At 59.2% G+C, this 19,260-nt stretch carries 19 protein-coding genes and 1 riboswitch; of the genes, 13 read left to right on the top strand and 6 right to left on the bottom strand.

The window, feature by feature from the left end; genetic code table 11:
- Window positions 1–48: 48 nt before the first annotated feature.
- Window positions 49–702, bottom strand: coding sequence for a 3,4-dihydroxy-2-butanone-4-phosphate synthase (ribB, locus tag ACF8PE_RS04810; protein ID WP_032614205.1), 654 nt, complete (start codon window positions 700–702; stop codon window positions 49–51).
- A gap of 104 nt (window positions 703–806) precedes the next feature.
- Window positions 807–956: riboswitch (FMN riboswitch) on the bottom strand.
- A 120-nt stretch (window positions 957–1,076) separates the two neighbouring features.
- Between ribB and ACF8PE_RS04815 the strand changes: the two genes are divergently transcribed.
- The gene (locus ACF8PE_RS04815; RefSeq protein WP_032614207.1) at window positions 1,077–1,373 is read left to right on the top strand and encodes an accessory factor UbiK family protein; all 297 of its coding nucleotides are present in this window, start codon (window positions 1,077–1,079) and stop codon (window positions 1,371–1,373) included.
- Window positions 1,374–1,501: 128 nt separating this feature from the next.
- Here ACF8PE_RS04815 and hldE read toward each other — a convergent pair whose 3' ends face one another.
- The 3 genes from hldE to ACF8PE_RS04830 are packed head-to-tail and all read right to left on the bottom strand — an operon-like array spanning window position 1,502 to window position 7,151.
- Window positions 1,502–2,932: a bifunctional D-glycero-beta-D-manno-heptose-7-phosphate kinase/D-glycero-beta-D-manno-heptose 1-phosphate adenylyltransferase HldE gene (gene hldE / locus ACF8PE_RS04820; RefSeq protein ID WP_032614209.1), complete on the bottom strand. Its 1,431-nt coding sequence runs from the start codon at window positions 2,930–2,932 to the stop codon at window positions 1,502–1,504.
- 40 nt (window positions 2,933–2,972) lie between these two features.
- The gene (gene glnE / locus ACF8PE_RS04825) at window positions 2,973–5,831 is read right to left on the bottom strand and encodes a bifunctional [glutamate--ammonia ligase]-adenylyl-L-tyrosine phosphorylase/[glutamate--ammonia-ligase] adenylyltransferase (RefSeq protein ID WP_150872495.1); all 2,859 of its coding nucleotides are present in this window, start codon (window positions 5,829–5,831) and stop codon (window positions 2,973–2,975) included.
- Window positions 5,832–5,849: 18 nt separating this feature from the next.
- Entirely contained in the window at window positions 5,850–7,151 is a 1,302-nt protein-coding gene (locus ACF8PE_RS04830; protein ID WP_150872497.1) for an inorganic triphosphatase, read from the bottom strand.
- A gap of 238 nt (window positions 7,152–7,389) precedes the next feature.
- Here ACF8PE_RS04830 and ACF8PE_RS04835 point away from each other — a divergent pair, with 238 nt between their 5' ends.
- Together ACF8PE_RS04835 and ACF8PE_RS04840 are read left to right on the top strand one after the other, a co-directional pair.
- Window positions 7,390–8,010: a TIGR04211 family SH3 domain-containing protein gene (locus ACF8PE_RS04835; RefSeq protein ID WP_032614215.1), complete on the top strand. Its 621-nt coding sequence runs from the start codon at window positions 7,390–7,392 to the stop codon at window positions 8,008–8,010.
- Between the two features lie 61 nt (window positions 8,011–8,071).
- Window positions 8,072–9,313 (top strand): multifunctional CCA addition/repair protein, encoded by a 1,242-nt coding sequence (locus ACF8PE_RS04840; protein WP_392494648.1) that lies wholly within the window; start codon window positions 8,072–8,074, stop codon window positions 9,311–9,313.
- 10 nt (window positions 9,314–9,323) lie between these two features.
- Here the strand turns inward: ACF8PE_RS04840 and bacA are convergent, their stop codons facing one another.
- The gene (gene bacA, locus ACF8PE_RS04845) at window positions 9,324–10,142 is read right to left on the bottom strand and encodes an undecaprenyl-diphosphate phosphatase (RefSeq protein ID WP_032614219.1); all 819 of its coding nucleotides are present in this window, start codon (window positions 10,140–10,142) and stop codon (window positions 9,324–9,326) included.
- Between the two features lie 106 nt (window positions 10,143–10,248).
- On the bottom strand, window positions 10,249–10,617 hold the full coding sequence (gene folB, locus ACF8PE_RS04850; RefSeq protein ID WP_392494649.1) for a bifunctional dihydroneopterin aldolase/7,8-dihydroneopterin epimerase: 369 nt from the start codon (window positions 10,615–10,617) through the stop codon (window positions 10,249–10,251).
- Window positions 10,618–10,724: 107 nt separating this feature from the next.
- On the opposite strand from folB, the gene plsY reads away from it, so the two are divergent.
- From plsY to ureG, 10 genes are all read left to right on the top strand, one after another.
- Window positions 10,725–11,339, top strand: coding sequence for a glycerol-3-phosphate 1-O-acyltransferase PlsY (gene plsY / locus ACF8PE_RS04855; RefSeq protein ID WP_032614221.1), 615 nt, complete (start codon window positions 10,725–10,727; stop codon window positions 11,337–11,339).
- A gap of 110 nt (window positions 11,340–11,449) precedes the next feature.
- On the top strand, window positions 11,450–12,916 hold the full coding sequence (locus ACF8PE_RS04860; protein WP_392494650.1) for an MFS transporter: 1,467 nt from the start codon (window positions 11,450–11,452) through the stop codon (window positions 12,914–12,916).
- 766 nt (window positions 12,917–13,682) lie between these two features.
- A complete protein-coding gene (locus ACF8PE_RS04865) occupies window positions 13,683–14,510 on the top strand; it encodes an urease accessory protein UreD (protein ID WP_103792827.1) in 828 nt (275 codons plus the stop codon).
- 10 nt (window positions 14,511–14,520) lie between these two features.
- Window positions 14,521–14,823, top strand: a complete 303-nt coding sequence (locus tag ACF8PE_RS04870) for an urease subunit gamma (protein WP_032614226.1) — start codon at window positions 14,521–14,523, stop codon at window positions 14,821–14,823.
- 11 nt (window positions 14,824–14,834) lie between these two features.
- Entirely contained in the window at window positions 14,835–15,149 is a 315-nt protein-coding gene (locus ACF8PE_RS04875; protein ID WP_117386415.1) for an urease subunit beta, read from the top strand.
- On the top strand, window positions 15,142–16,845 hold the full coding sequence (gene ureC, locus ACF8PE_RS04880; RefSeq protein ID WP_392494651.1) for an urease subunit alpha: 1,704 nt from the start codon (window positions 15,142–15,144) through the stop codon (window positions 16,843–16,845). Before ACF8PE_RS04875 ends, ureC begins: the two co-directional genes overlap by 8 nt.
- A gap of 9 nt (window positions 16,846–16,854) precedes the next feature.
- Window positions 16,855–17,325 (top strand): urease accessory protein UreE, encoded by a 471-nt coding sequence (ureE, locus tag ACF8PE_RS04885; RefSeq protein ID WP_032614233.1) that lies wholly within the window; start codon window positions 16,855–16,857, stop codon window positions 17,323–17,325.
- A 9-nt stretch (window positions 17,326–17,334) separates the two neighbouring features.
- A complete protein-coding gene (locus ACF8PE_RS04890) occupies window positions 17,335–17,874 on the top strand; it encodes a HupE/UreJ family protein (RefSeq protein ID WP_103792824.1) in 540 nt (179 codons plus the stop codon).
- Entirely contained in the window at window positions 17,874–18,545 is a 672-nt protein-coding gene (locus ACF8PE_RS04895; protein ID WP_392494652.1) for an urease accessory protein UreF, read from the top strand. Before ACF8PE_RS04890 ends, ACF8PE_RS04895 begins: the two co-directional genes overlap by 1 nt.
- 9 nt (window positions 18,546–18,554) lie before the next feature.
- Entirely contained in the window at window positions 18,555–19,172 is a 618-nt protein-coding gene (ureG, locus tag ACF8PE_RS04900) for an urease accessory protein UreG (RefSeq protein ID WP_059307189.1), read from the top strand.
- Window positions 19,173–19,260 lie beyond the last annotated feature (88 nt).

Genomic DNA, 19,260 nt, shown 5'->3' on the forward strand with positions numbered 1-19,260 from the left:
GACGTAAAAAAGCCGGGCATTGCCCGGCTTTTTTCATTTCAGCGCCAATCAGCTGGCTTTACGCTCATGCGCCTGACGGTATGCCACCAGATCTTCGATAGTGACCACAGCCATGTTGTGCTTACCGGCGAATTCGATGCACTCTGGCGCGCGCGCCATAGAGCCATCATCGTTGGTCAGTTCACACAGGACACCCGCAGGCTTGAAGCCTGCCAGCGTCACCAGATCGATGGTCGCTTCAGTGTGGCCACCGCGGGTCAGTACGCCGCCCGGCTGCGCGCGCAGCGGGAAAACGTGGCCCGGACGGTTCAGATCGGAAGGTTTTGCGCCATCTGCAATAGCGGCACGCACGGTGGTCACGCGGTCAGCGGCAGACACGCCGGTGGTCACGCCGCTGGCGGCTTCGATGGTGACGGTAAAACCGGTTCCGTAGGCGCTGGTGTTGTTTTCTACCATCATCGGCAGTTCCAGCTGTTTACGGCGATCTTCGGTGATGCACAGGCAAACGATGCCACTGCCGTGACGGATGGTCAGCGCCATCTGCTCAACGGTCATGGTTTCGGCGGCGAAAATCATATCGCCTTCGTTTTCACGATCTTCATCGTCAAGCACCATCACGCCGCGGCCTTCACGAAGCGCAGCAATAGCATGTTCTACACGTTCAGCAGAGGTGCCAAAAGAGGAAAGGAGCGTCTGATTCATGGTAAAAAAACCTCATTAAAATTATGGTTACCAGAATCAGGGCAGTCTTAGGAGCGCCGGTATACGGCAAAAAAATAACGTGAGCGGGCCTTACCCGACTGGTTCGTTACTCTCTCCCATCCGGACTTTAACCGTCGGCCCCGGAATTACACCGGATCTGCTGACCTTTAGGTTTGCACCCAAAGCGCTCGCGGGCTTTCAACGTACGTTGATTTACCGCCGGTGGGGAATTTCGCCCCGCCCTGAGAATAAGCGGAATAACTATAACGCTAATGATTATGTTCGGCAACGCATAAGCATCACACAATTCTGGTTAAAGGATCGCGGTTACGCGCTACAATGGTCATTAACACCTTTTCTTTAAGGGAACTACGATGATCGACCCAAAAAAAATTGAACAACTTGCCCGTCAGGTCCATGAATCAATGCCGAAAGGCGTGCGTGAATTTGGTGACGACGTTGAAAAGAAAATCCGCCAGGTGTTGCAGTCGCAGCTGATGCGTCTGGATCTGGTAAGCCGTGAAGAGTTTGACGTGCAGACGCAAGTGCTGCTGCGTACTCGCGAGAAAATCGCCCTGCTGGAGCAGCGTCTGACCGAACTGGAAAACCGCGGCACTGCTGAAGAAGTGCGACCCGCCCCGGCCATTCCACCCGTCAACGACGTGGAATAATATTTCGCGGCGCCACGCTTGCGCGGGCCTGTGAAGTGAATGCAAAACGGCAACCTGGGTTGCCGTTTTTACTGTTTGCGCCCTCTCCCGTGGAAGAGGGTTGTGGTGAGGGCATCCGCCCGCACGAACTATTGACTGTCTTTCTGGATCTTCTTGATGATGTTGGTGGTTGAACACCCGTCCTCAAAGTTGAGCACCATCACTTCTCCACCGTTGGCCCAGACCTCTTCGCTACCGGCGATTTGCTCAGGCTTATAGTCCCCGCCCTTCACCAGCAGATCCGGCAGGATCCCGGCAATCAGGCGCTGCGGCGTGTCTTCCTCGAACGAAACTACCCAGTCCACCGCTTCCAGCGCGCCGAGCACAATCATTCGTTGCTCCAGCGGGTTCACCGGGCGGGTTTCGCCTTTCAGGCGTTTGGTGGAGGCATCACTGTTAACCGCCACAATCAGGCGATCGCCCAGCTTGCGCGCGTTCGCCAGATAGGAGACATGGCCCGCGTGCAGAATGTCGAACACGCCGTTGGTCATCACCACTTTCTCGCCACGCTTACGCGCGGCAGCGACCGCTACTTTCAGCTCATCTTCACTCATCACGCCAAAACCGGTTTCGGCCCGGCCACGCACCGCGTTTTCCAGCTCGATCGGTGAAACGGTAGACGTACCGAGTTTACCCACTACCACACCTGCGGCGGCATTGGCAAAGTAGCACGCCTCTTCCAGCGTATTCCCCGCGGCAAGGGTAGCCGCCAACACGCCGATGACCGTATCGCCGGCACCGGTGACGTCATACACTTCCTGCGCCTGGGTTGGCATATGCAGCGGTGCTTTGCCCGGCTGCAGCAGGGTCATCCCCTGCTCGGAGCGGGTAACCAGCAGCGCGGAGAAGTCAAAGTCGGCAATGATCTTCATGCCGCGTTCAACGATCTCATCTTCGGTTTTGCATTTTCCGGCCACCGCTTCGAACTCGGACAGGTTCGGCGTAAGCAGCGTCGCCCCGCGATAGCGTTCGAAATCGGTGCCTTTCGGGTCGATCAGCACCGGCACACCAGCGTTGCGAGCCAGCTTAATCATCTGCTGAACGCTGGCCAGCGCCCCTTTGGCGTAGTCCGAGAGCACCAGCGCGCCGATGTTGCCCAGCGCCTGGTTGATGCGCTCGTGCAGCGGCTCAGGATCCACGCCTTCAAAGCCCTCTTCAAAGTCGAGGCGGATCAGCTGCTGGTTACGCGACAGCACGCGCAGCTTGGTGATGGTCGGGTGCGTCGGAACAGAAACAAAGTCACATTTGACGTTCACATCCGCCAGGGTCTTGCTCAGCGCACGCGCCGCGTCGTCGATGCCGGTCAGCCCCACCAGACGCGAATGCGCGCCGAGGGAAGCAATGTTCATCGCCACGTTTGCCGCGCCGCCAGGACGCTCTTCAATGGTATCCACCTTCACCACCGGGACCGGGGCTTCAGGGGAAATGCGGCTGGTTGGCCCATACCAGTAGCGATCCAACATCACATCGCCAACCACCATAACTCCAGCACGTTCAAACTCTGGCAGTGTTACTTTCATTCCTGACTCCAGAAAGATTCACAATTTGCGCGCGATAATATCACACTTGTTTTGTTACGCACGGTTCCACCAGCCACTTCTGCCAGCAGGCACGCACCAGCTCTCGCTCGGCGTTAAAACAGTCGAGCGGCAGATGGCCGGGCTGCTCCTGCAGGGCCAGATGGTGCAACTCATCGCGCAGCGTGGTGTAAGCACGGGTCAATGCCAGCGCCTCGTGTTCGTCCATAATGTCGTTTTGCGCCAGCAGCTCCAGAATGCGCACGTTATCCGACCAGCGGGTTAGCTTCGGCTTGCTGTGCGCATCACGCAGCACCAGATATTGCGTAATAAATTCAATGTCGGTGATGCCGCCCTCGTCGGCCTTGATATCAAAGCGATCGCGGTGTTTATTCCCCAGATGGGCGCGCATCTTCTCGCGCATCTCCCGAACTTCGGTTTGCAGCGTCGCGCCCTCGCGCGTGGCGGTGAGCACGTCGCGACGAATGGAATCGAACTGCGCTTTCAGCTGCGGATCGCCATACACCACGCGGGCGCGCACCAGCGCCTGATGCTCCCAGGTCCACGCCTCGTTCTGCTGATAATCCGCGAAAGCGTCGGTGGAGGTGACTAACATGCCCGCCGCCCCGGACGGACGCAGGCGGGCATCCACTTCATACAAAATGCCGGACGACGTGCGCGTGCTGAACAGGTGCATAATGCGCTGGGCGAGGCGCAGGTAGAACTGACGGCCATCTATTTCACGCTCGCCGTCGGTCATTACGTCTACCGGGCAGTCGTGAAGGAAAATCAGATCCAGATCGGAGCTGTAGCCCAGCTCCCAGCCCCCTAGTTTGCCGTAACCTACGACCGCAAAACCGCGTCCTTCGCGATCGGCCAGGTGCTTCGGCTGGCCGTAACGCGCCACCATCTGCACCCACGCCTGATGGACAACGGCATCGATGATCGCTTCTGCCAGCCAGGTTAAGTGATCGCTCACTTTCATCACCGGCAGCGTTCCGGCAATGTCTGCCGCCGCTACGCGCAGCATCTGCGCCTGCTTAAACTGGCGCAGCGCCTCCAGCTGTTGCTCTTCGTCCTCTTCCGGTACGCGCAGCAGATACTGACGCAGCTCATCCCGGTAGGCATCGGTCGCCGTCGGCTGGTAAAGGGTGTTGGGATCGAGCAGCTCGTCCAGCAGCAACGGATAACGCGCCAGCTTGCTGGCAATCATCGGCGAGGCGGCGCAGAGGGAAATCAGATGTTTGAGCGCGCCGGGGAACTCACTGAGCAACTCAAGATAGGTGGTACGGGTGATGATCCCGCTCAGCAGCGGGGTCAGACGCGACAGGGGTACCGGGGCATCGGCGCGGGAGCAGACGTTGCTGAGCAGATGCGGCATCAGGTGATCCAGCACCTGGCGGCCGCGCGGGCCAATGGCGCGCTTGTTCAGCTCAAGGCGGAAATCGGCAATCAGCGCCACTACCCGATGGCGATCGTCATCGCTGAGGTGGGTCAGCACCGGGGTGGTGTCGTCTTCCTGTAACGCATCCTGCCACAGCTCGCGCCAGTGCTCGGACAGCTCATCGTCCGGCGATTCGCTCTCATCGTCGCCAATCAGATCGTTAAAAATGCGGCGCACCGCCGCCATGTGGGCATCCAGCGCGTCGGTCAGCGTCTGCCAGTTTTCCACACGCATCCCCCAGGCGAGACGGGCGCGATTAAGCTCATCCCCCGGCAGGGTCTGGGTTTGTTCGTCATTAATGCTCTGCAGCAGGTTTTCCAGCCGCCGCAAGAAGAGATAGGCCTCGCGCAGGATCCGGTCATCGCCTGCCGGCAGCAGGTTCAGTTGGGCGATGGCGGCCAGGGTTGGCAGCAGGGAGCGGGACTGCAGCGAGGGTTCGCGTCCGCCGCGAATCAGCTGGAACACCTGGACGATAAACTCGATCTCGCGAATACCGCCTGCCCCCAGCTTGATATTGTCTTTCAGGCCGCGACGACGCACTTCCCGGGCAATCATCCCTTTCATGTTACGTAGCGACTGGATGACGCTGAAATCAATATAGCGACGGAACACGAACGGCCGCAGCATGGCGCGCAGCTCGTTGGCATACACATCGTCGTTATCGCCCATGATCCGCGCCTTGACCATCGCGTAGCGTTCCCAGTCGCGCCCCTGCTCCTGGTAGTAATCTTCCAGCGCGGCAAAGCTCAGAACCAATGGGCCGCTGTCACCGAACGGGCGCAGGCGCATATCCACGCGATAGACGAAACCATCCTGGGTGGGTTGATCCAGCGCTTTAATCAGCCGCTGTCCCAGCCGGGTGAAGAACTGGGCATTATCCAGCTCGCGGCGTCCCCCGCGGGTGGCCCCTTTCTCCGGCCAGGCGAAGATCAGGTCGATGTCCGAGGAAAAATTGAGTTCGCCGCCGCCCAGTTTGCCCATGCCTAAAATCATCAGCGGCTGCGGGGTGCCATCTTCACTGCACGGGGTGCCCCACTCGCGACAGCAGGCGTCGTACAGCCAGTCGCGGGCGGCGACAATCAGCGTCTCCGCAAGGTGACTTAATTGCTGCAAGGTGCTCTCTTCACTCACCAGCATCAGCGCCTGCGCCCAGGCGATGCGTACCATCACCCGGCGGCGGAACTGGCGCAGCGTGCGCATCAGTGCCGCTTCATCGCTGATATCCACCAGCGCGTCCTGGAGCCACTGCGCATAGTGCTGCCACTCGTCGGCCTGGGGTGGCGAAGCCTCAAGCTCTGCCAGCCAGTCAGGGTGCGCGGTGACGCTCTCCTGCACAAAGTCGCTGAAGGTCAGCACCTGCCGGGCCTGCTCGCTTAATGACGAGGCGGGTAATGCTTCCGGCAGACGCTCACATACCGTCTGCCACTGCTGCTGTAAGGGTGAAGAAAGCGGCATCATGGGGGTTCCTTGCCTGCGTTAACGTTTTCCGCTGTGCAGCCAGAATGGCTCCTGCGAAATGGCTTCGTTGCGGAAATGCTCAATTTCAATGTGCTGACGGGTCTTAATGGCATACAGCAACCCTTGCCAGTTCTCCAGCCATGCGCGGGCCTGCGGGCCGTCATAGGCTCCTGACAGCAGAAGAATGCTGTCGATGTTACGCGCCAGACGAATCAGCTGATCGCCATACTGATCCCCCAGCGGATGGCCGAAGATGGTTTTCAGTTCAGCGGCGTGGCGGGACAAGTGGACATCCGCAAAACGCTTAAAGGAGTCGTCAATTTTGCCCTGTGCCTTCGCATCAAGGAAGGTGCGCCAGCCGCGGGTAACCAGAAACTCGGTCAGGGTCAGTTTTGCTGTCGCGGTTTGCGGGCTGTAGATCGCCGTCTCGGCAGACACCTCAGAGGCCATCAGGGCTTCGACCTGGGTCAGCAGATCGCGTAAGTGGGCGCTTGCTTTACGCGGCACGATGCCGCCAAACAGGGTGAGGCTGTGACGCACCAGCGCCATCGCTGCCAGCACCTCGGCTTTCGCCCCCTTCACGCCGCGGGCCCATAGCTCCTCGTGGTATTGCCACTGGCTCAGCGCCAGCTCCAGCGAGGCTTCAAAGCCCTGCTCGACCGAAGATTTCGGCGCGATGCGCATAATCTCGGTCGGTCTCAGCAGACGCGGCTCGTTGCCCTGGGCCAGATGATAGCCGCGGGCGGCTTTACTCAGGCTGCCCTGACGCAGGCCGCTCTGGGTAACCAGCTTACGGGCCAGCTTCAGCACGTCTTCGGCGTGGCCTTCCAGCAGCTCCAGTTCCAGCTCGCAGATCGGCTCCTGAAACTCACCGGCTTTCACCTCGCCCAGGTCGAGGGCGATTTCGATTCGGCTTTTACCTTCATTTACCAGCCACTTTTCACGCGCGAAATCGGTACTGAACAGCGGCTTAACGCGCTCTGCCAGCCCGTCAGGCAAGGTGCCTTCTGGCCAAACTTCCGTCGGGAACCGCTCCAGCTCCAGCTCAGGCTGGTTGATATCAATATTGTATTCCGGGCGCTGATGCAGGCCGCCTACCACGCGCCCACCGATTTTCATGGTCATCTCGTAACGCCCGTCAACGCCACGGATGCGCAGGCCACGGTCATGACGGCGCAGCCACAGGTCCTGCGTTTCGTAATAGATGTTTTGCAGTTGCACCGGCGCATGATGCTCACCGGTCAGCTGATGCAGATGAGTTCGCAGCGCATCAACACTGCCGCTTTCAACGATAAACTTTAATTCGATTTCCTGAGCCATGGCCTTGTTCTTTTGATTGCAACATTGCGGGGTAAATTACGGCGAACTTACTCGCCACATTTTTGTCAGTAGATAGTATTTTGCGCCAGATTGCCACGCAATGGGCAATTTGACGGGCGTAAAGTTTGCTACAGTGGCCGTCAAAGCCCAGAGGAATCCGAATGCTGACGAATCCTTTGCGCCTGAAGACTGTAACCACTAATATCGTTCCACTTTTTATGAAAATAACGACTGACTGATGCTTAAATTACGCCTGATCGGACTGACATTACTTGCCTTTAGCGCCGCGACAGTAGTCCACGCTGAAGAGAAACGCTACGTTTCTGACGAACTGAATACCTGGGTACGCAGCGGTCCGGGTGACAATTATCGCCTCGTGGGCACGATTAATGCCGGCGAGGAAGTGGTGCTGTTACAGAGCAACGCGGAATCCAACTATGGCCAGGTCCGCGACAGCAGCGGCCGTACCGCCTGGATCCCCCTGAAAGAGCTTAGCACCGACCCGAGCCTGCGCACCCGCGTGCCGGATCTGGAAAACCAGGTCAAAACCCTGACCGATAAGCTGACCAATATCGACGCCACCTGGAACCAGCGCACCGCTGAAATGCAGCAGAAAGTGGCGCAGAGCGACGGAGTGATCAACGGTCTCAAAGATGAGAACCAGAAGCTGAAAAACGAGCTGATCGTCGCCCAGAAGAAGGTAAGCGCGGCCAATCTGCAGCTGGATGACAAACAACGCACCATCATCATGCAGTGGTTTATGTATGGCGGCGGCGTGCTGGGGATGGGTCTGCTGCTGGGTCTGGTGCTGCCGCATCTGGTGCCGAGCCGTAAACGTAAAGACCGTTGGATGAACTAAGTCGCCATCTCTGCCACACTTACGTATTATTTTGCCAATATTTGATACGGGAGAGTGTGGCGTGAAGATTTATCTGGTCGGTGGTGCGGTTCGTGATGCGTTGTTAGGTCTGCCGGTCAAAGATAAAGACTGGGTGGTGGTGGGCGCCACCCCCCAGGCAATGCTTGACGCGGGTTACCAGCAGGTAGGCCGCGATTTTCCTGTGTTCCTGCACCCGCAAAGCCGCCAGGAGTATGCTCTGGCGCGTACCGAACGCAAATCCGGCGTCGGCTATACCGGTTTTATCTGCCATGCCGATCCTGACGTTACCCTCGAAGACGATTTGCAGCGCCGCGATCTGACCATTAACGCTCTCGCGCAAGATGAACAAGGCCATATCGTCGATGCTTACGGCGGTAAACAGGATCTGCAAAACCGCATCCTGCGCCATGTGTCCCCGGCTTTTTCTGAAGATCCGCTACGCGTGCTGCGCGTGGCGCGCTTTGCTGCCCGCTATGCCCATCTGAACTTCCGCATCGCTGACGAAACCATGGCGCTGATGACGTCCATGACCGACGCGGGCGAGCTGGAGCACCTCACGCCGGAGCGCGTGTGGAAAGAGACCGAGAATGCACTCACCACCCGCAATCCACAGGTTTACTTCCAGGTGCTACGCGACTGCGGGGCGCTGAAGGTGCTGTTCCCGGAAGTGGACGCGCTGTTTGGCGTGCCCGCCCCGGCGAAGTGGCACCCGGAAATCGATACTGGCATCCATACCCTGATGACCTTAAGCATGGCGGCGATGCTTAGCCCGGAAGTGGACGTGCGCTTCGCCACCCTCTGTCACGACCTCGGCAAAGGCTTAACGCCCCCTGAACTGTGGCCGCGCCATCACGGCCACGGACCGGCGGGCGTCAGACTGGTTGAAAAGGTCTGTCAGCGCATGCGGGTGCCGAACGAGATCCGCGATCTGGCGAAGCTGGTCGCCGAGTTTCATGACCTGATCCACACGTTCCCGATCCTTAAACCGGCCACCATCGTCAAGCTGTTCGACAACATCGACGCCTGGCGCAAGCCGCAGCGCGTGGAACAGATCGCCCTGACCAGCGAAGCCGACGTGCGCGGGCGCACCGGGTTTGAAGCCAGCGATTACCCGCAGGGGCGACTGCTGCGTGAAGCCTGGGAGGTGGCAAAAGCGGTGCCGACAAAGGCGGTGGTCGAGGCCGGATTTAAAGGAGCAGAGATTCGGGAAGAGTTAACCAAACGACGGATTCAGGCGGTAGCCGACTGGAAAGAACAGCGTTGCCCCCAGCCAAAAGACTGAGGGCAACCCGTCAGAAGAAGACCACGTAGACCGCGGCCGCCACGATAAAGCGATAGATGGCGAACGGGATAAACGAGATGCGCTTGATCAGCTGCAGGAAGGTTTTGATAGCCACCAGCGCCACGATAAAGGCGGTGATAAAGCCCACGGCAAACATCGGGATGTCGCCCGCGGTCAGGAAGTGGTAGCTCTTGTAGAGATCGAGCGCGGTCGCACCCATCATCATCGGCACTGCCAGCAGGAACGAGAACTCAGAGGCCGCATAGCGGCTTACGCCCATCAGCATCCCACCTGAAATGGTCGCCCCGGAGCGGGAGAAGCCCGGCCACAGCGCCAGACACTGGAAGCAGCCAATCATAAACGCCTGACGGTAGGTCATATCGTCCAGACCTGGCGCGCGCGGCTCTTTCGGCTTTAGCAGTTCGGCGGCAATCAGCAGAACGCCACCAACCACCAGCGCGTACATGACGTTTATCGGGTTAAACAGTGATTTGATGGTGTCGTGCAACACCAGCCCCAGCACCACCGCCGGGATCATCCCGAGCAGAATGTGCAGCAGGGTCAACCGCCCTTTGCCGGATCCTTCATGCGGCGGGTGGCCAAAGTGAATGCCAATCAGCCCGAACAGACGGCGCCAGAACATCACCACCACCGCCAGAATGGATCCTAACTGGATCACCACCTCAAAGGTTTTCGCCGTTTCGCCCTCAAACCCCAGCAGATGGCCCACAATAATCATGTGGCCCGTACTGGAAACCGGCAAAAACTCTGTCAATCCTTCGACCACACCCAGTATTGCTGCCACCAGCAGGGAGTGCATATCGCTCATCAATAAACCCCTAAAAAGACAGAAAAAAACGGGTTACCCAAGGGGTAACCACAGAAGGAACAGCTGTAAGACTGATTTAACAGGAAATGGTTTAACTATTATACCGTTAAATGTTTTCTTTCAGATTTTTGCTACGCTCAATGATGACGCCCACATTCGCCGCCCGCGCCACCGCGCCCGGCTTGTTGACCTTGATGCGCACCCAGGGGGAATTAAAGCGGCTGAGCAGCAGTTCTGCCACCTCTTCCGCCACGCGCTCCACCAACGCAAAACGCTGGCCTTCCACGTGGCTGATGACCGCTTCACTGACGTCGGCATAGCTCAGACAGTCGTTCACATCATCGCTTTTCGCTGCGGCGACATTATCCCAGCCCATTTCGATATCGAACACTAACTTCTGTTCGATGGTCTGTTCCCAGTCATACACCCCGATAGTGGTGATTACCGAAAGTTGCTCTATAAATACTATATCCATCACGACCTGCCTGGTTTTTGGCTAAACCGGATACCACTCCCGGCGAATTATGCGTATTATCCACAGATGCTAAGTACAAAACGATATTTTCAAAACGGAACAGCGTTATGAGTGCAATCGCGCCTGGAATGATCCTCCTTGCTTACCTTTGCGGCTCAATTTCCAGCGCCATTCTGGTCTGCCGTATCGCTGGCTTACCCGATCCACGTGAGAACGGATCCGGGAATCCGGGGGCGACCAATGTACTACGAATTGGCGGCAAAGGAGCAGCCGTAGCGGTTCTGATTTTTGACGTCCTGAAAGGCATGCTTCCCGTCTGGGGTGCGTATGCACTGGGCGTTACGCCGTTCTGGCTGGGGCTGATTGCTATCGCTGCCTGTCTGGGCCACATCTGGCCGGTATTCTTTGGTTTCAAAGGCGGTAAAGGCGTGGCCACCGCATTTGGTGCCATCGCCCCCATTGGCTGGGATTTGACCGGCGTAATGGCCGGCACCTGGCTGCTCAGCGTGTTGCTCAGCGGCTACTCCTCTCTTGGCGCTATCGTCAGCGCGCTGGTTGCCCCGTTTTATGTCTGGTGGTTCAAACCGCAGTTCACCTTCCCGGTGTCGATGCTCTCCTGCCTGATTCTGCTGCGTCATCATGACAACATCCAGCGCCTGTGGCGTCGTCAGGAGACCAAGATCTGGGCCAGGCTGAAGAGAAAAAAGAAAGAGCCGCAGTAAAGCCCCTTGCGCCTCAACCCCTTAGTTATGCCTTATAACCAAATGTGATTTAGATCGTTTTCTTGCTGTGAGTACTCTTTTTGTTCGTACAGCCAACACAACATAAGAAAATGACAGAGATCACTGATTCAACTTCGCTTGCAACGGCAGGAAAAGCTCCCGACGGGGAGATCAAATGGGTCCGTAACGCAGCGGATGTCACCCAAATGGTCAATGAAGGTTCACAGGGCCGGGCCAATGCCCGCATCGTCATCGGCATTGCGCTGGGCGGTATCTTTCTGGATGCCTACGACCTGGGGGCGCTGGCGTTCGGCATCAAAGACATTACCCGCGAATTTAACCTTACGCCTGCCGGTACCGGCATGGTGGCCTCGGCGATCACGTTCGGCGCCATTGTCGGGGCGCTGATTGGCGGCTACCTGACGGATAAAATCGGTCGTTACCGGGTCTTTATGGCCGACATGGTCTTCTTTGTGGTCGCGGCTATCGCCTGTGCGTTTGCCCCAAACGAGTACGTGCTGGCTGGGGCGCGCTTTGTCATGGGGCTGGGGGTGGGGATCGATCTTCCTGTGGCGATGGCCTTCTTAAGCGAGTTCGCCAGGCTGAAAGGCCCCGGCAACAAAGCCGCCAGCGTCGCGATGTGGTGTCCCACCTGGTATGCCGCCATCAGCATCTCTTATCTGCTGGTGCTCTTCTTTTATGCCGTGCTGCCAGAAACGCACAGCGACTGGCTGTGGCGGATTATCCTCGGCTTCGGGGCGATCCCCGCGCTGGTGATTATCGCGATCCGCAGCAAGTATATGAGCGAGTCACCGGTATGGGCGGCGAATCAGGGTAACCTGAAAGAGGCTGCATCCATTCTGCGCAAGGCTTACAACATTAATGCCCACGTGCCGCAGGAGGCGCTCAACCAGCCCGCGCCGGTGGTGAATAAAGCCAGCTGGAGTAACTACCTGAATCTGTTCCGCGGGGTCTATCTGCGCCGCACTATGCTGGCCACGCTACTGTCGATCGTGTCGTCCTTCGCCTATAACGCGGTGGCCTTTGGCCTGCCGGTGATTATTTCCAGCTTCTTTGTGCAGTCGATGCTGACCACCATTCTGATCTCGCTGGCCCTGAACTTGCTGTTCGCGTTTGTCGGTGGTCTGCTGGCGGTGCGGCTGGTTCCGCGCTTTGGCGCATGGCGGATGTCGCTGGCGGGTTATGCCTGTCAGCTGACCGCCCTGCTGGGGCTGGCGATTATTGGTCGCCCGGAAGGCGTTGCGGAAGGGGTTACGGCAGTGGCAATGCTGGCGCTGTTCCTGTTCGGCCAGGGCTTTGGGCCGGGGGCACATACCATGGCGTTTGCTTCGCTCAGCTACCCGACCTCGCTGCGCGGTGTCGGCGTGGGGCTGAACCAGACGCTGATGCGCAGCAGCTCGACGCTGTCGCTGTTTATGTTCCCGCTGCTGGTGGCCTCAATGGATACCGCTGTTTTCTGGGTCATCGCCCTTGCGCCGCTGATTGGGTTGGTTTCGCTGCTGGCGATCCGCTGGGAGCCATCCGGGTATGATATTGATGCTGAGGATTATCGGTAGGTTACCCTTTTAAATCGGGAAGTATTTTATTTTAAATTAACTGTTTGTTTTAAGGTAATTTGTCTTTTAAAGGAGTGGAATCGTTCCGTTCACTTTCACTCCTCTGCTTTATGTGTAATCCGCTGCGGTGAACGTGTTAAGGGGGCTGCCGCCGCCCCCTTAACAATCCCGGCTCCCGGCAAAGAAAATCGTCGCTTCGCGATGCCTTCGGCTTATTCCCTTCGGCTATCGGGTCGGGCGTGATCCTACATCCCTGTAGGTCACGCCCTCTTGGCGCATCCCTGCGCCTCGCCCCGGCCTGCGGTCAACGCCTCAGCGATTTTCAGCCGGACTTTCGCTCCCTCAACCTTCTCTGCGGTTTGAATGTGGCACGGGTGTTGAGTCCCCGCTGAAACCGGCGAACCGGAGACCGGATGACAAGGGCTGGACGCCAGGGATGGCGGCCAGAGGCGAATCGAGACAGGATGTCGAGTTGAGCCGACCGCAGGCAGCCGGTCGGGAGGTGAGCGTAGTGCGAAGCACCGATTTCGTCGCGGGGCCGCGGGGATTGCAAAGGGGGCGGCGGCAAGCCCCCTTTGCACGTTCACCGCAGCGGGGTGTACATAAACCAGAAGAGTCATAGTGAACGGAACCCTTCCACCATTCTCCCAAAATTATTCAACACAGTTAGCAAACAGCCCCCCATCCATAAGTGACTCATATGACAGCCTTCATTTCCGCCAGGGCATACTAAAAAACACCCCGATGGCGAGCAGATGGATGAAGCATGTCAGCAACTCAGATGGTGGATAAAACAGTCAAAGGCTGGCAGGCATCGCTTGCTTTGCAGTTTTGTCACACCCCTGAAAAAACCCTCCTTCACTCTGCCCGTCATGTTGGGCCGCTCACCGTACAACGCCCGTTTTATCCCGAAGAGGAAACCTGCCACCTCTACCTGCTCCACCCGCCGGGTGGCATTGTCGGCGGGGATGAACTGACGATCGACGTCCATCTTGCAGCCGGCAGCCACGCGCTCATCACCATGCCCGGCGCCAGCAAGTTCTATCGCAGCAACGGCGCGCTGGCGCGGCTCGATCAGCACTTCACCCTGGACGAGCACACGATTCTGGAGTGGCTACCGCAGGACACCATTTTCTTTCCGGGTGCCAATGCCGCGCTGCGCTCGGTGTTCCATTTGCAGCGCAGCAGTACCCTGCTGGCCTGGGAGCTGTTTTGCCTCGGCCGCCCGGTGATCAACGAAACCTTTAGCCATGGGCACATTGAGAGTCGCCTGGAGGTCTGGATCGAGGGCGAGCCGCTGCTGATCGAGCGCCAGCACCTGGCCGATGGCGATCTCACGCCCGTGGCGGAACACCCGTGGATCGGCACCCTGCTGTTTTACCCGGCAACCGAACCGCTGCTGGATGCAGCCCGCGAGGCACTGGCCCCGCTGGAGCACTTCGCGGGGGCCACCCTCACCGACGGCTTGCTGTCGATCCGTTTTCTGGCCCATGACAACCTGATTTGCCAGCAGGCAATGCGCGAGATCTGGCAGCGCCTGCGCCCGCAACTCACCGCCAAAGCTCCCTGCTCGCCCCGAATCTGGCACACCTGAGAGACGCACGATGGAACTGACCCCCAGAGAAAAAGACAAGCTATTGCTGTTTACCGCCGCGCTGGTGGCCGAGCGCCGTCTCGCCCGCGGTGTGAAGCTCAATTACCCGGAATCGGTGGCCCTGATCAGCGCCTTCATTATGGAAGGCGCACGTGACGGGCAGACAGTGGCGGAGCTGATGGAAGCCGGTCGCCACGTCCTGAACCGCAGCCAGGTGATGGAGGGCGTGCCGGAGATGATCCCGGATATTCAGGTGGAGGCCACCTTCCCGGACGGCTCCAAGCTGGTCACCGTTCACAATCCGATCCTGTAAGGGGGCACAATATGATCCCAGGCGAATATCAAATCCAACCCGGACAGATCGTGATTAATGCCGGGCGCAACACCCTGACCACGATCGTCGAGAATCATGGGGATCGTCCGATCCAGGTCGGATCCCATTACCATTTTTACGAAGTAAACCCGGCGCTGAAGTTCGATCGTGAACCCACCAAAGGCTACCGGCTGAACATTGCCGCCGGTACCGCCGTGCGCTTTGAACCCGGACAGAAACGCGCCGTGACGCTGGTACAGGTAGCGGGCGCCCAACGGATTGTCGGTTTTCGCGGCGAGGTGATGGGCGAGGTGAACAATGTCTGAGATCTCGCGTCAGGCCTATGCCGACATGTTTGGCCCCACCACTGGCGATAAAGTGCGGCTGGCCGATACCGACCTGTGGATCGAGGTGGAACAGGATCTGACGATCTACGGCGAAGAGGTCAAATTCGGCGGCGGCAAAGTGATCCGCGACGGCATGGGCCAGGGGCAGATGACCGCCCGGGACTGCGTGGATCTGGTTCTGACCAACGCCCTGATCGTCGATCACTGGGGGATCGTCAAAGCCGATATCGGCGTGAAGGACGGCAGGATCGTCGCCGTCGGTAAAGCCGGTAACCCGGATATTCAGCCCGGCGTGACCATCTCCATTGGCGCGGCCACCGAGGTGATTGCCGCCGAAGGCAAGATCGTCACCGCAGGCGGAGTGGATACCCACATTCACTGGATCTGCCCGCAGCAGGCCGAAGAGGCGCTGGTCTCCGGCGTGACCACCATGATTGGTGGCGGTACCGGTCCCGCCGCAGGCACCCACGCCACCACCTGCACGCCGGGGCCATGGTACATCGCACGCATGTTACAAGCCGCCGACACGCTGCCGGTCAATGTTGGTCTGCTGGGCAAAGGCAACGGTTCAAATCCCGATGCCCTGCGCGAACAGGTGGCCGCCGGGGCGATCGGGCTGAAGATTCATGAGGACTGGGGATCAACCCCTGCGACAATCGACTGCTCTCTGACGGTGGCGGATGAGATGGATATCCAAGTGGCGCTGCACAGCGACACCCTTAACGAGGCAGGGTTTGTCGAAGACACCCTGGCGGCCATTGCCGGGCGCACTATTCATACCTTCCACACCGAGGGGGCGGGCGGCGGCCATGCGCCGGATATTATCACCGCCTGTGCGCACCCCAACATTTTGCCCTCCTCCACTAACCCGACGCTGCCGTACACCATCAACACCATCGACGAGCATCTGGACATGCTGATGGTTTGCCACCATCTCGACCCGGATATTGCTGAGGACGTGGCCTTCGCCGAATCACGCATTCGCCGCGAGACCATCGCCGCCGAGGACGTGCTGCACGACATCGGTGCCTTCTCGCTCACCTCGTCGGATTCGCAGGCGATGGGCCGGGTAGGCGAAGTGATTATCCGCACCTGGCAAGTGGCGCATCGCATGAAGGTGCAGCGTGGCGCGCTGCCTGAAGAGCGTGGCGATAACGATAACCTTCGGGTGAAGCGCTATATCGCCAAGTACACCATTAACCCGGCATTGACCCACGGCATCGCCCACGAGGTCGGATCGATTGAGGCCGGGAAGCTGGCGGATCTGGTGGTCTGGTCCCCCGCCTTCTTTGGCGTCAAGCCCGCCACCATCGTTAAAGGCGGGATGATCGCCTGCGCGCCGATGGGCGACATTAATGCCTCGATCCCCACCCCGCAGCCGGTGCACTATCGGCCCATGTTTGGTGCGCTGGGCGCAGCCCGCCATGCCACCCGCCTGACGTTTCTCTCGCAGGCCGCCGCCGATAACGGCATCGCGCAGCAGTTGAACCTGCAGAGCGCCACCGCGGCGGTCAAAGGCTGCCGGACGGTGAAAAAGGCCGACATGATCCACAACGGCCTGCAGCCCAACATTACCGTCGATGCGCAAACCTATGAGGTGCGCATCGACGGGGAACTGATCACCAGCGCACCGGCAGAGATCCTGCCGATGGCGCAACGCTATTTCCTGTTCTGAGGAGGATTCATGATCACCTTAACCCAACGCCTCGACCATCCCCATCCCGTTACCGCGAGCGTGACGCTGCCGATTGATGTGCGGGTAAAAAGCCGCGCCCGCGTGGTTCTGGACGACGGGCGCGATGCGGGGCTGATATTGCCGCGCGGCTTGCTGCTGCGCGGCGGCGACCTGCTCACCAGTGAAGACGGGCGTGAGGTGGTGGAGGTAATTGCCGCCGCCGAGCCGCTGTCGGTGGTGCGCTGCGCCGATCCGTTCCTGCTGGCGCGCGCCTGCTATCACCTGGGCAACCGCCACGTGCCGCTGCAAATTCTGCCCGGCGAGCTGCGCTATCACCACGATCATGTGCTGGATGAGATGCTGCACCTGTTCGACCTGGAGGTGACCTTCGCCAGGCTGCCCTTTGAACCCGAAGCGGGCGCGTACGCCAGCGAAGGGCATTCGCATTCACATTCGCACTCTCACGCTCATTCACATTAAGGATCCCTCATGCGTAAGTTCTTACCCCTGCTGCTGCTGGCATTTTCGCTGCCCGCGCTGGCCCATCCCGGTCACGGTGCTGACAGTTTTCAGGCAGGCTTTTTCCATCCCCTGACCGGTCTTGACCATCTGCTGATGCTCACCGGGGCGGGCGTTCTTGCCGCGTTGAGTGGCCGCCAGCTGCTGATGCCCTTTGCCACCCTCGGCATGATGTTAACCGGTGCTATCGCGGGTAGCCTGCTGGGCGGTTTTGGCGGGATGGAGATGCTGATCATCGCCTCGCTGGCGGTATGCGGCGTGATGATGTTCAAAACTGAAAACCGCCTGCTGCTGGCCGTTCCGGCGCTGGCGATGTTCCACGGCTGGGCACACGGCGTTGAGATGGCAGGCCACAGCTTCTGGCTGTTCACCAGCGGCTTTATGCTCGCCAGCGCTGCCGTGCTGTGCGTCAGCTTTGCTGCGGGTAGGCTGCTGCGCCGTCATGATGGGCTGCGTAAAATCTTTGGCGGTGGGCTGATCGCCTCTGCCCTGCTGGCGCTGATGAGCTGATGGAACCCTCCCGCCAGCTGCGTCTGATGCAGCTTGCCAGCAGCAGCCTGCCGGTGGGGTCGTTTACCTGGTCGCAGGGGCTGGAGTGGGCAACGGAAGCAGGCTGGGTCACCACCCCGGAGGCGTTCAAAGCCTGGCAGTGTCAGCAGATGGAGCAGAGCTTTTTCTGCGTCGATCTGCCGCTGTTTTCACGTCTGTATCACGCCTGCGAGCAGCAGGATATCGCTGCGGCCTCACGCTGGACGGCGTACCTGCTCGCCTGCCGTGAAACCCGCGAGCTGCGCGAAGAGGAGCGCAACCGCGGCGCGGCGTTTACCCGTCTGATTAAAAGCTGGGAGACGGACTGCCCGCCCGACTGGCTGCCGCTGTTTTCGCAAAGCCAGCTGTGCGGCATGGCCTGGCTCGGCGTGCGCTGGGGCATTCACCTGCGCGAGATGGCGTTAAGCCTCGGCTACAGCTGGATTGAGAGCGCGGTAATGGCGGGCGTTAAGCTCGTGCCCTTTGGCCAGCAGGCGGCCCAGCTGTTGATCATCGACCTCTGCGATTATTTTGCCGGCGGGCTGGAGCAGGCGCTTTTGCGCCGCGATGACCAGTTGGGGGCGGCCACGCCGCTCTCTGCCATCGCCTCGGCGCGTCACGAAACCCAATATTCACGGTTATTCCGTTCCTGAGGAGTCTCTATGTCTGAGTACAAACATCCCCTGCGCGTGGGCGTCGGCGGCCCGGTGGGTTCGGGTAAAACCGCGCTGCTGGAAGCGTTATGTAAAGCGATGCGCGACCAGTATCAGCTGGCCGTGGTGACCAACGATATCTACACCAAAGAAGATCAGCGCATCCTCACCGAAGCGGGCGCCCTGGAGCCGGAGCGCATTGTCGGCGTGGAAACGGGCGGCTGCCCGCATACCGCGATCCGCGAAGATGCCTCAATGAACCTGGCGGCGGTGGAAGCGCTGAGTGAAAAATTTGGCAATCTGGATCTGATCTTTGTCGAGAGTGGCGGGGATAACCTGAGCGCCACCTTCAGCCCGGAGCTGGCGGATCTGACGATCTATGTGATCGACGTGGCGGAAGGGGAAAAGATCCCGCGTAAGGGCGGGCCGGGGATCACCAAATCTGATTTTCTGGTGATCAACAAAACCGATCTGGCCCCCTATGTCGGCGCTTCGCTGGCGGTGATGGAGAGCGACACCAACCGTATGCGTGGCGAACGGCCATGGACGTTTACCAACCTGAAAGCGGGCAACGGTCTGGCGACGATTATTGCCTTCCTGGAAGAGAAGGGAATGCTGAAGATGTAAACAAGCCTGGCGCAATGCCAGGCGGTTGCGCTGAGTTACCGCGGCGCCCTGCTCATCAGGTGCCGCCGGAGATCGCCCCGGTATGACG

This window comes from Leclercia sp. GLN_9 (genome assembly GCF_043105735.1).
GTDB classification, from domain to species: domain Bacteria; phylum Pseudomonadota; class Gammaproteobacteria; order Enterobacterales; family Enterobacteriaceae; genus Enterobacter; species Enterobacter adecarboxylatus.

What these genes read in the sequence shown, in the direction of transcription:
- ACF8PE_RS04835 (WP_032614215.1), top strand. Translation starts at nt 7,390, where the DNA reads ATGCTTAAATTACGCCTGATCGGACTGACATTACTTGCCTTTAGCGCC.
- ACF8PE_RS04815 (WP_032614207.1), top strand. Translation starts at nt 1,077, where the DNA reads ATGATCGACCCAAAAAAAATTGAACAACTTGCCCGTCAGGTCCATGAA.
- hldE (WP_032614209.1), bottom strand. Translation starts at nt 2,932, where the DNA reads ATGAAAGTAACACTGCCAGAGTTTGAACGTGCTGGAGTTATGGTGGTT.
- ACF8PE_RS04830 (WP_150872497.1), bottom strand. Translation starts at nt 7,151, where the DNA reads ATGGCTCAGGAAATCGAATTAAAGTTTATCGTTGAAAGCGGCAGTGTT.
- ACF8PE_RS04890 (WP_103792824.1), top strand. Translation starts at nt 17,335, where the DNA reads ATGCGTAAGTTCTTACCCCTGCTGCTGCTGGCATTTTCGCTGCCCGCG.
- ribB (WP_032614205.1), bottom strand. Translation starts at nt 702, where the DNA reads ATGAATCAGACGCTCCTTTCCTCTTTTGGCACCTCTGCTGAACGTGTA.
- ACF8PE_RS04865 (WP_103792827.1), top strand. Translation starts at nt 13,683, where the DNA reads ATGTCAGCAACTCAGATGGTGGATAAAACAGTCAAAGGCTGGCAGGCA.
- glnE (WP_150872495.1), bottom strand. Translation starts at nt 5,831, where the DNA reads ATGATGCCGCTTTCTTCACCCTTACAGCAGCAGTGGCAGACGGTATGT.
- ACF8PE_RS04860 (WP_392494650.1), top strand. Translation starts at nt 11,450, where the DNA reads ATGACAGAGATCACTGATTCAACTTCGCTTGCAACGGCAGGAAAAGCT.
- plsY (WP_032614221.1), top strand. Translation starts at nt 10,725, where the DNA reads ATGAGTGCAATCGCGCCTGGAATGATCCTCCTTGCTTACCTTTGCGGC.
- ACF8PE_RS04870 (WP_032614226.1), top strand. Translation starts at nt 14,521, where the DNA reads ATGGAACTGACCCCCAGAGAAAAAGACAAGCTATTGCTGTTTACCGCC.
- ureG (WP_059307189.1), top strand. Translation starts at nt 18,555, where the DNA reads ATGTCTGAGTACAAACATCCCCTGCGCGTGGGCGTCGGCGGCCCGGTG.
- folB (WP_392494649.1), bottom strand. Translation starts at nt 10,617, where the DNA reads ATGGATATAGTATTTATAGAGCAACTTTCGGTAATCACCACTATCGGG.
- ureE (WP_032614233.1), top strand. Translation starts at nt 16,855, where the DNA reads ATGATCACCTTAACCCAACGCCTCGACCATCCCCATCCCGTTACCGCG.
- bacA (WP_032614219.1), bottom strand. Translation starts at nt 10,142, where the DNA reads ATGAGCGATATGCACTCCCTGCTGGTGGCAGCAATACTGGGTGTGGTC.
- ACF8PE_RS04875 (WP_117386415.1), top strand. Translation starts at nt 14,835, where the DNA reads ATGATCCCAGGCGAATATCAAATCCAACCCGGACAGATCGTGATTAAT.
- ACF8PE_RS04895 (WP_392494652.1), top strand. Translation starts at nt 17,874, where the DNA reads ATGGAACCCTCCCGCCAGCTGCGTCTGATGCAGCTTGCCAGCAGCAGC.
- ureC (WP_392494651.1), top strand. Translation starts at nt 15,142, where the DNA reads ATGTCTGAGATCTCGCGTCAGGCCTATGCCGACATGTTTGGCCCCACC.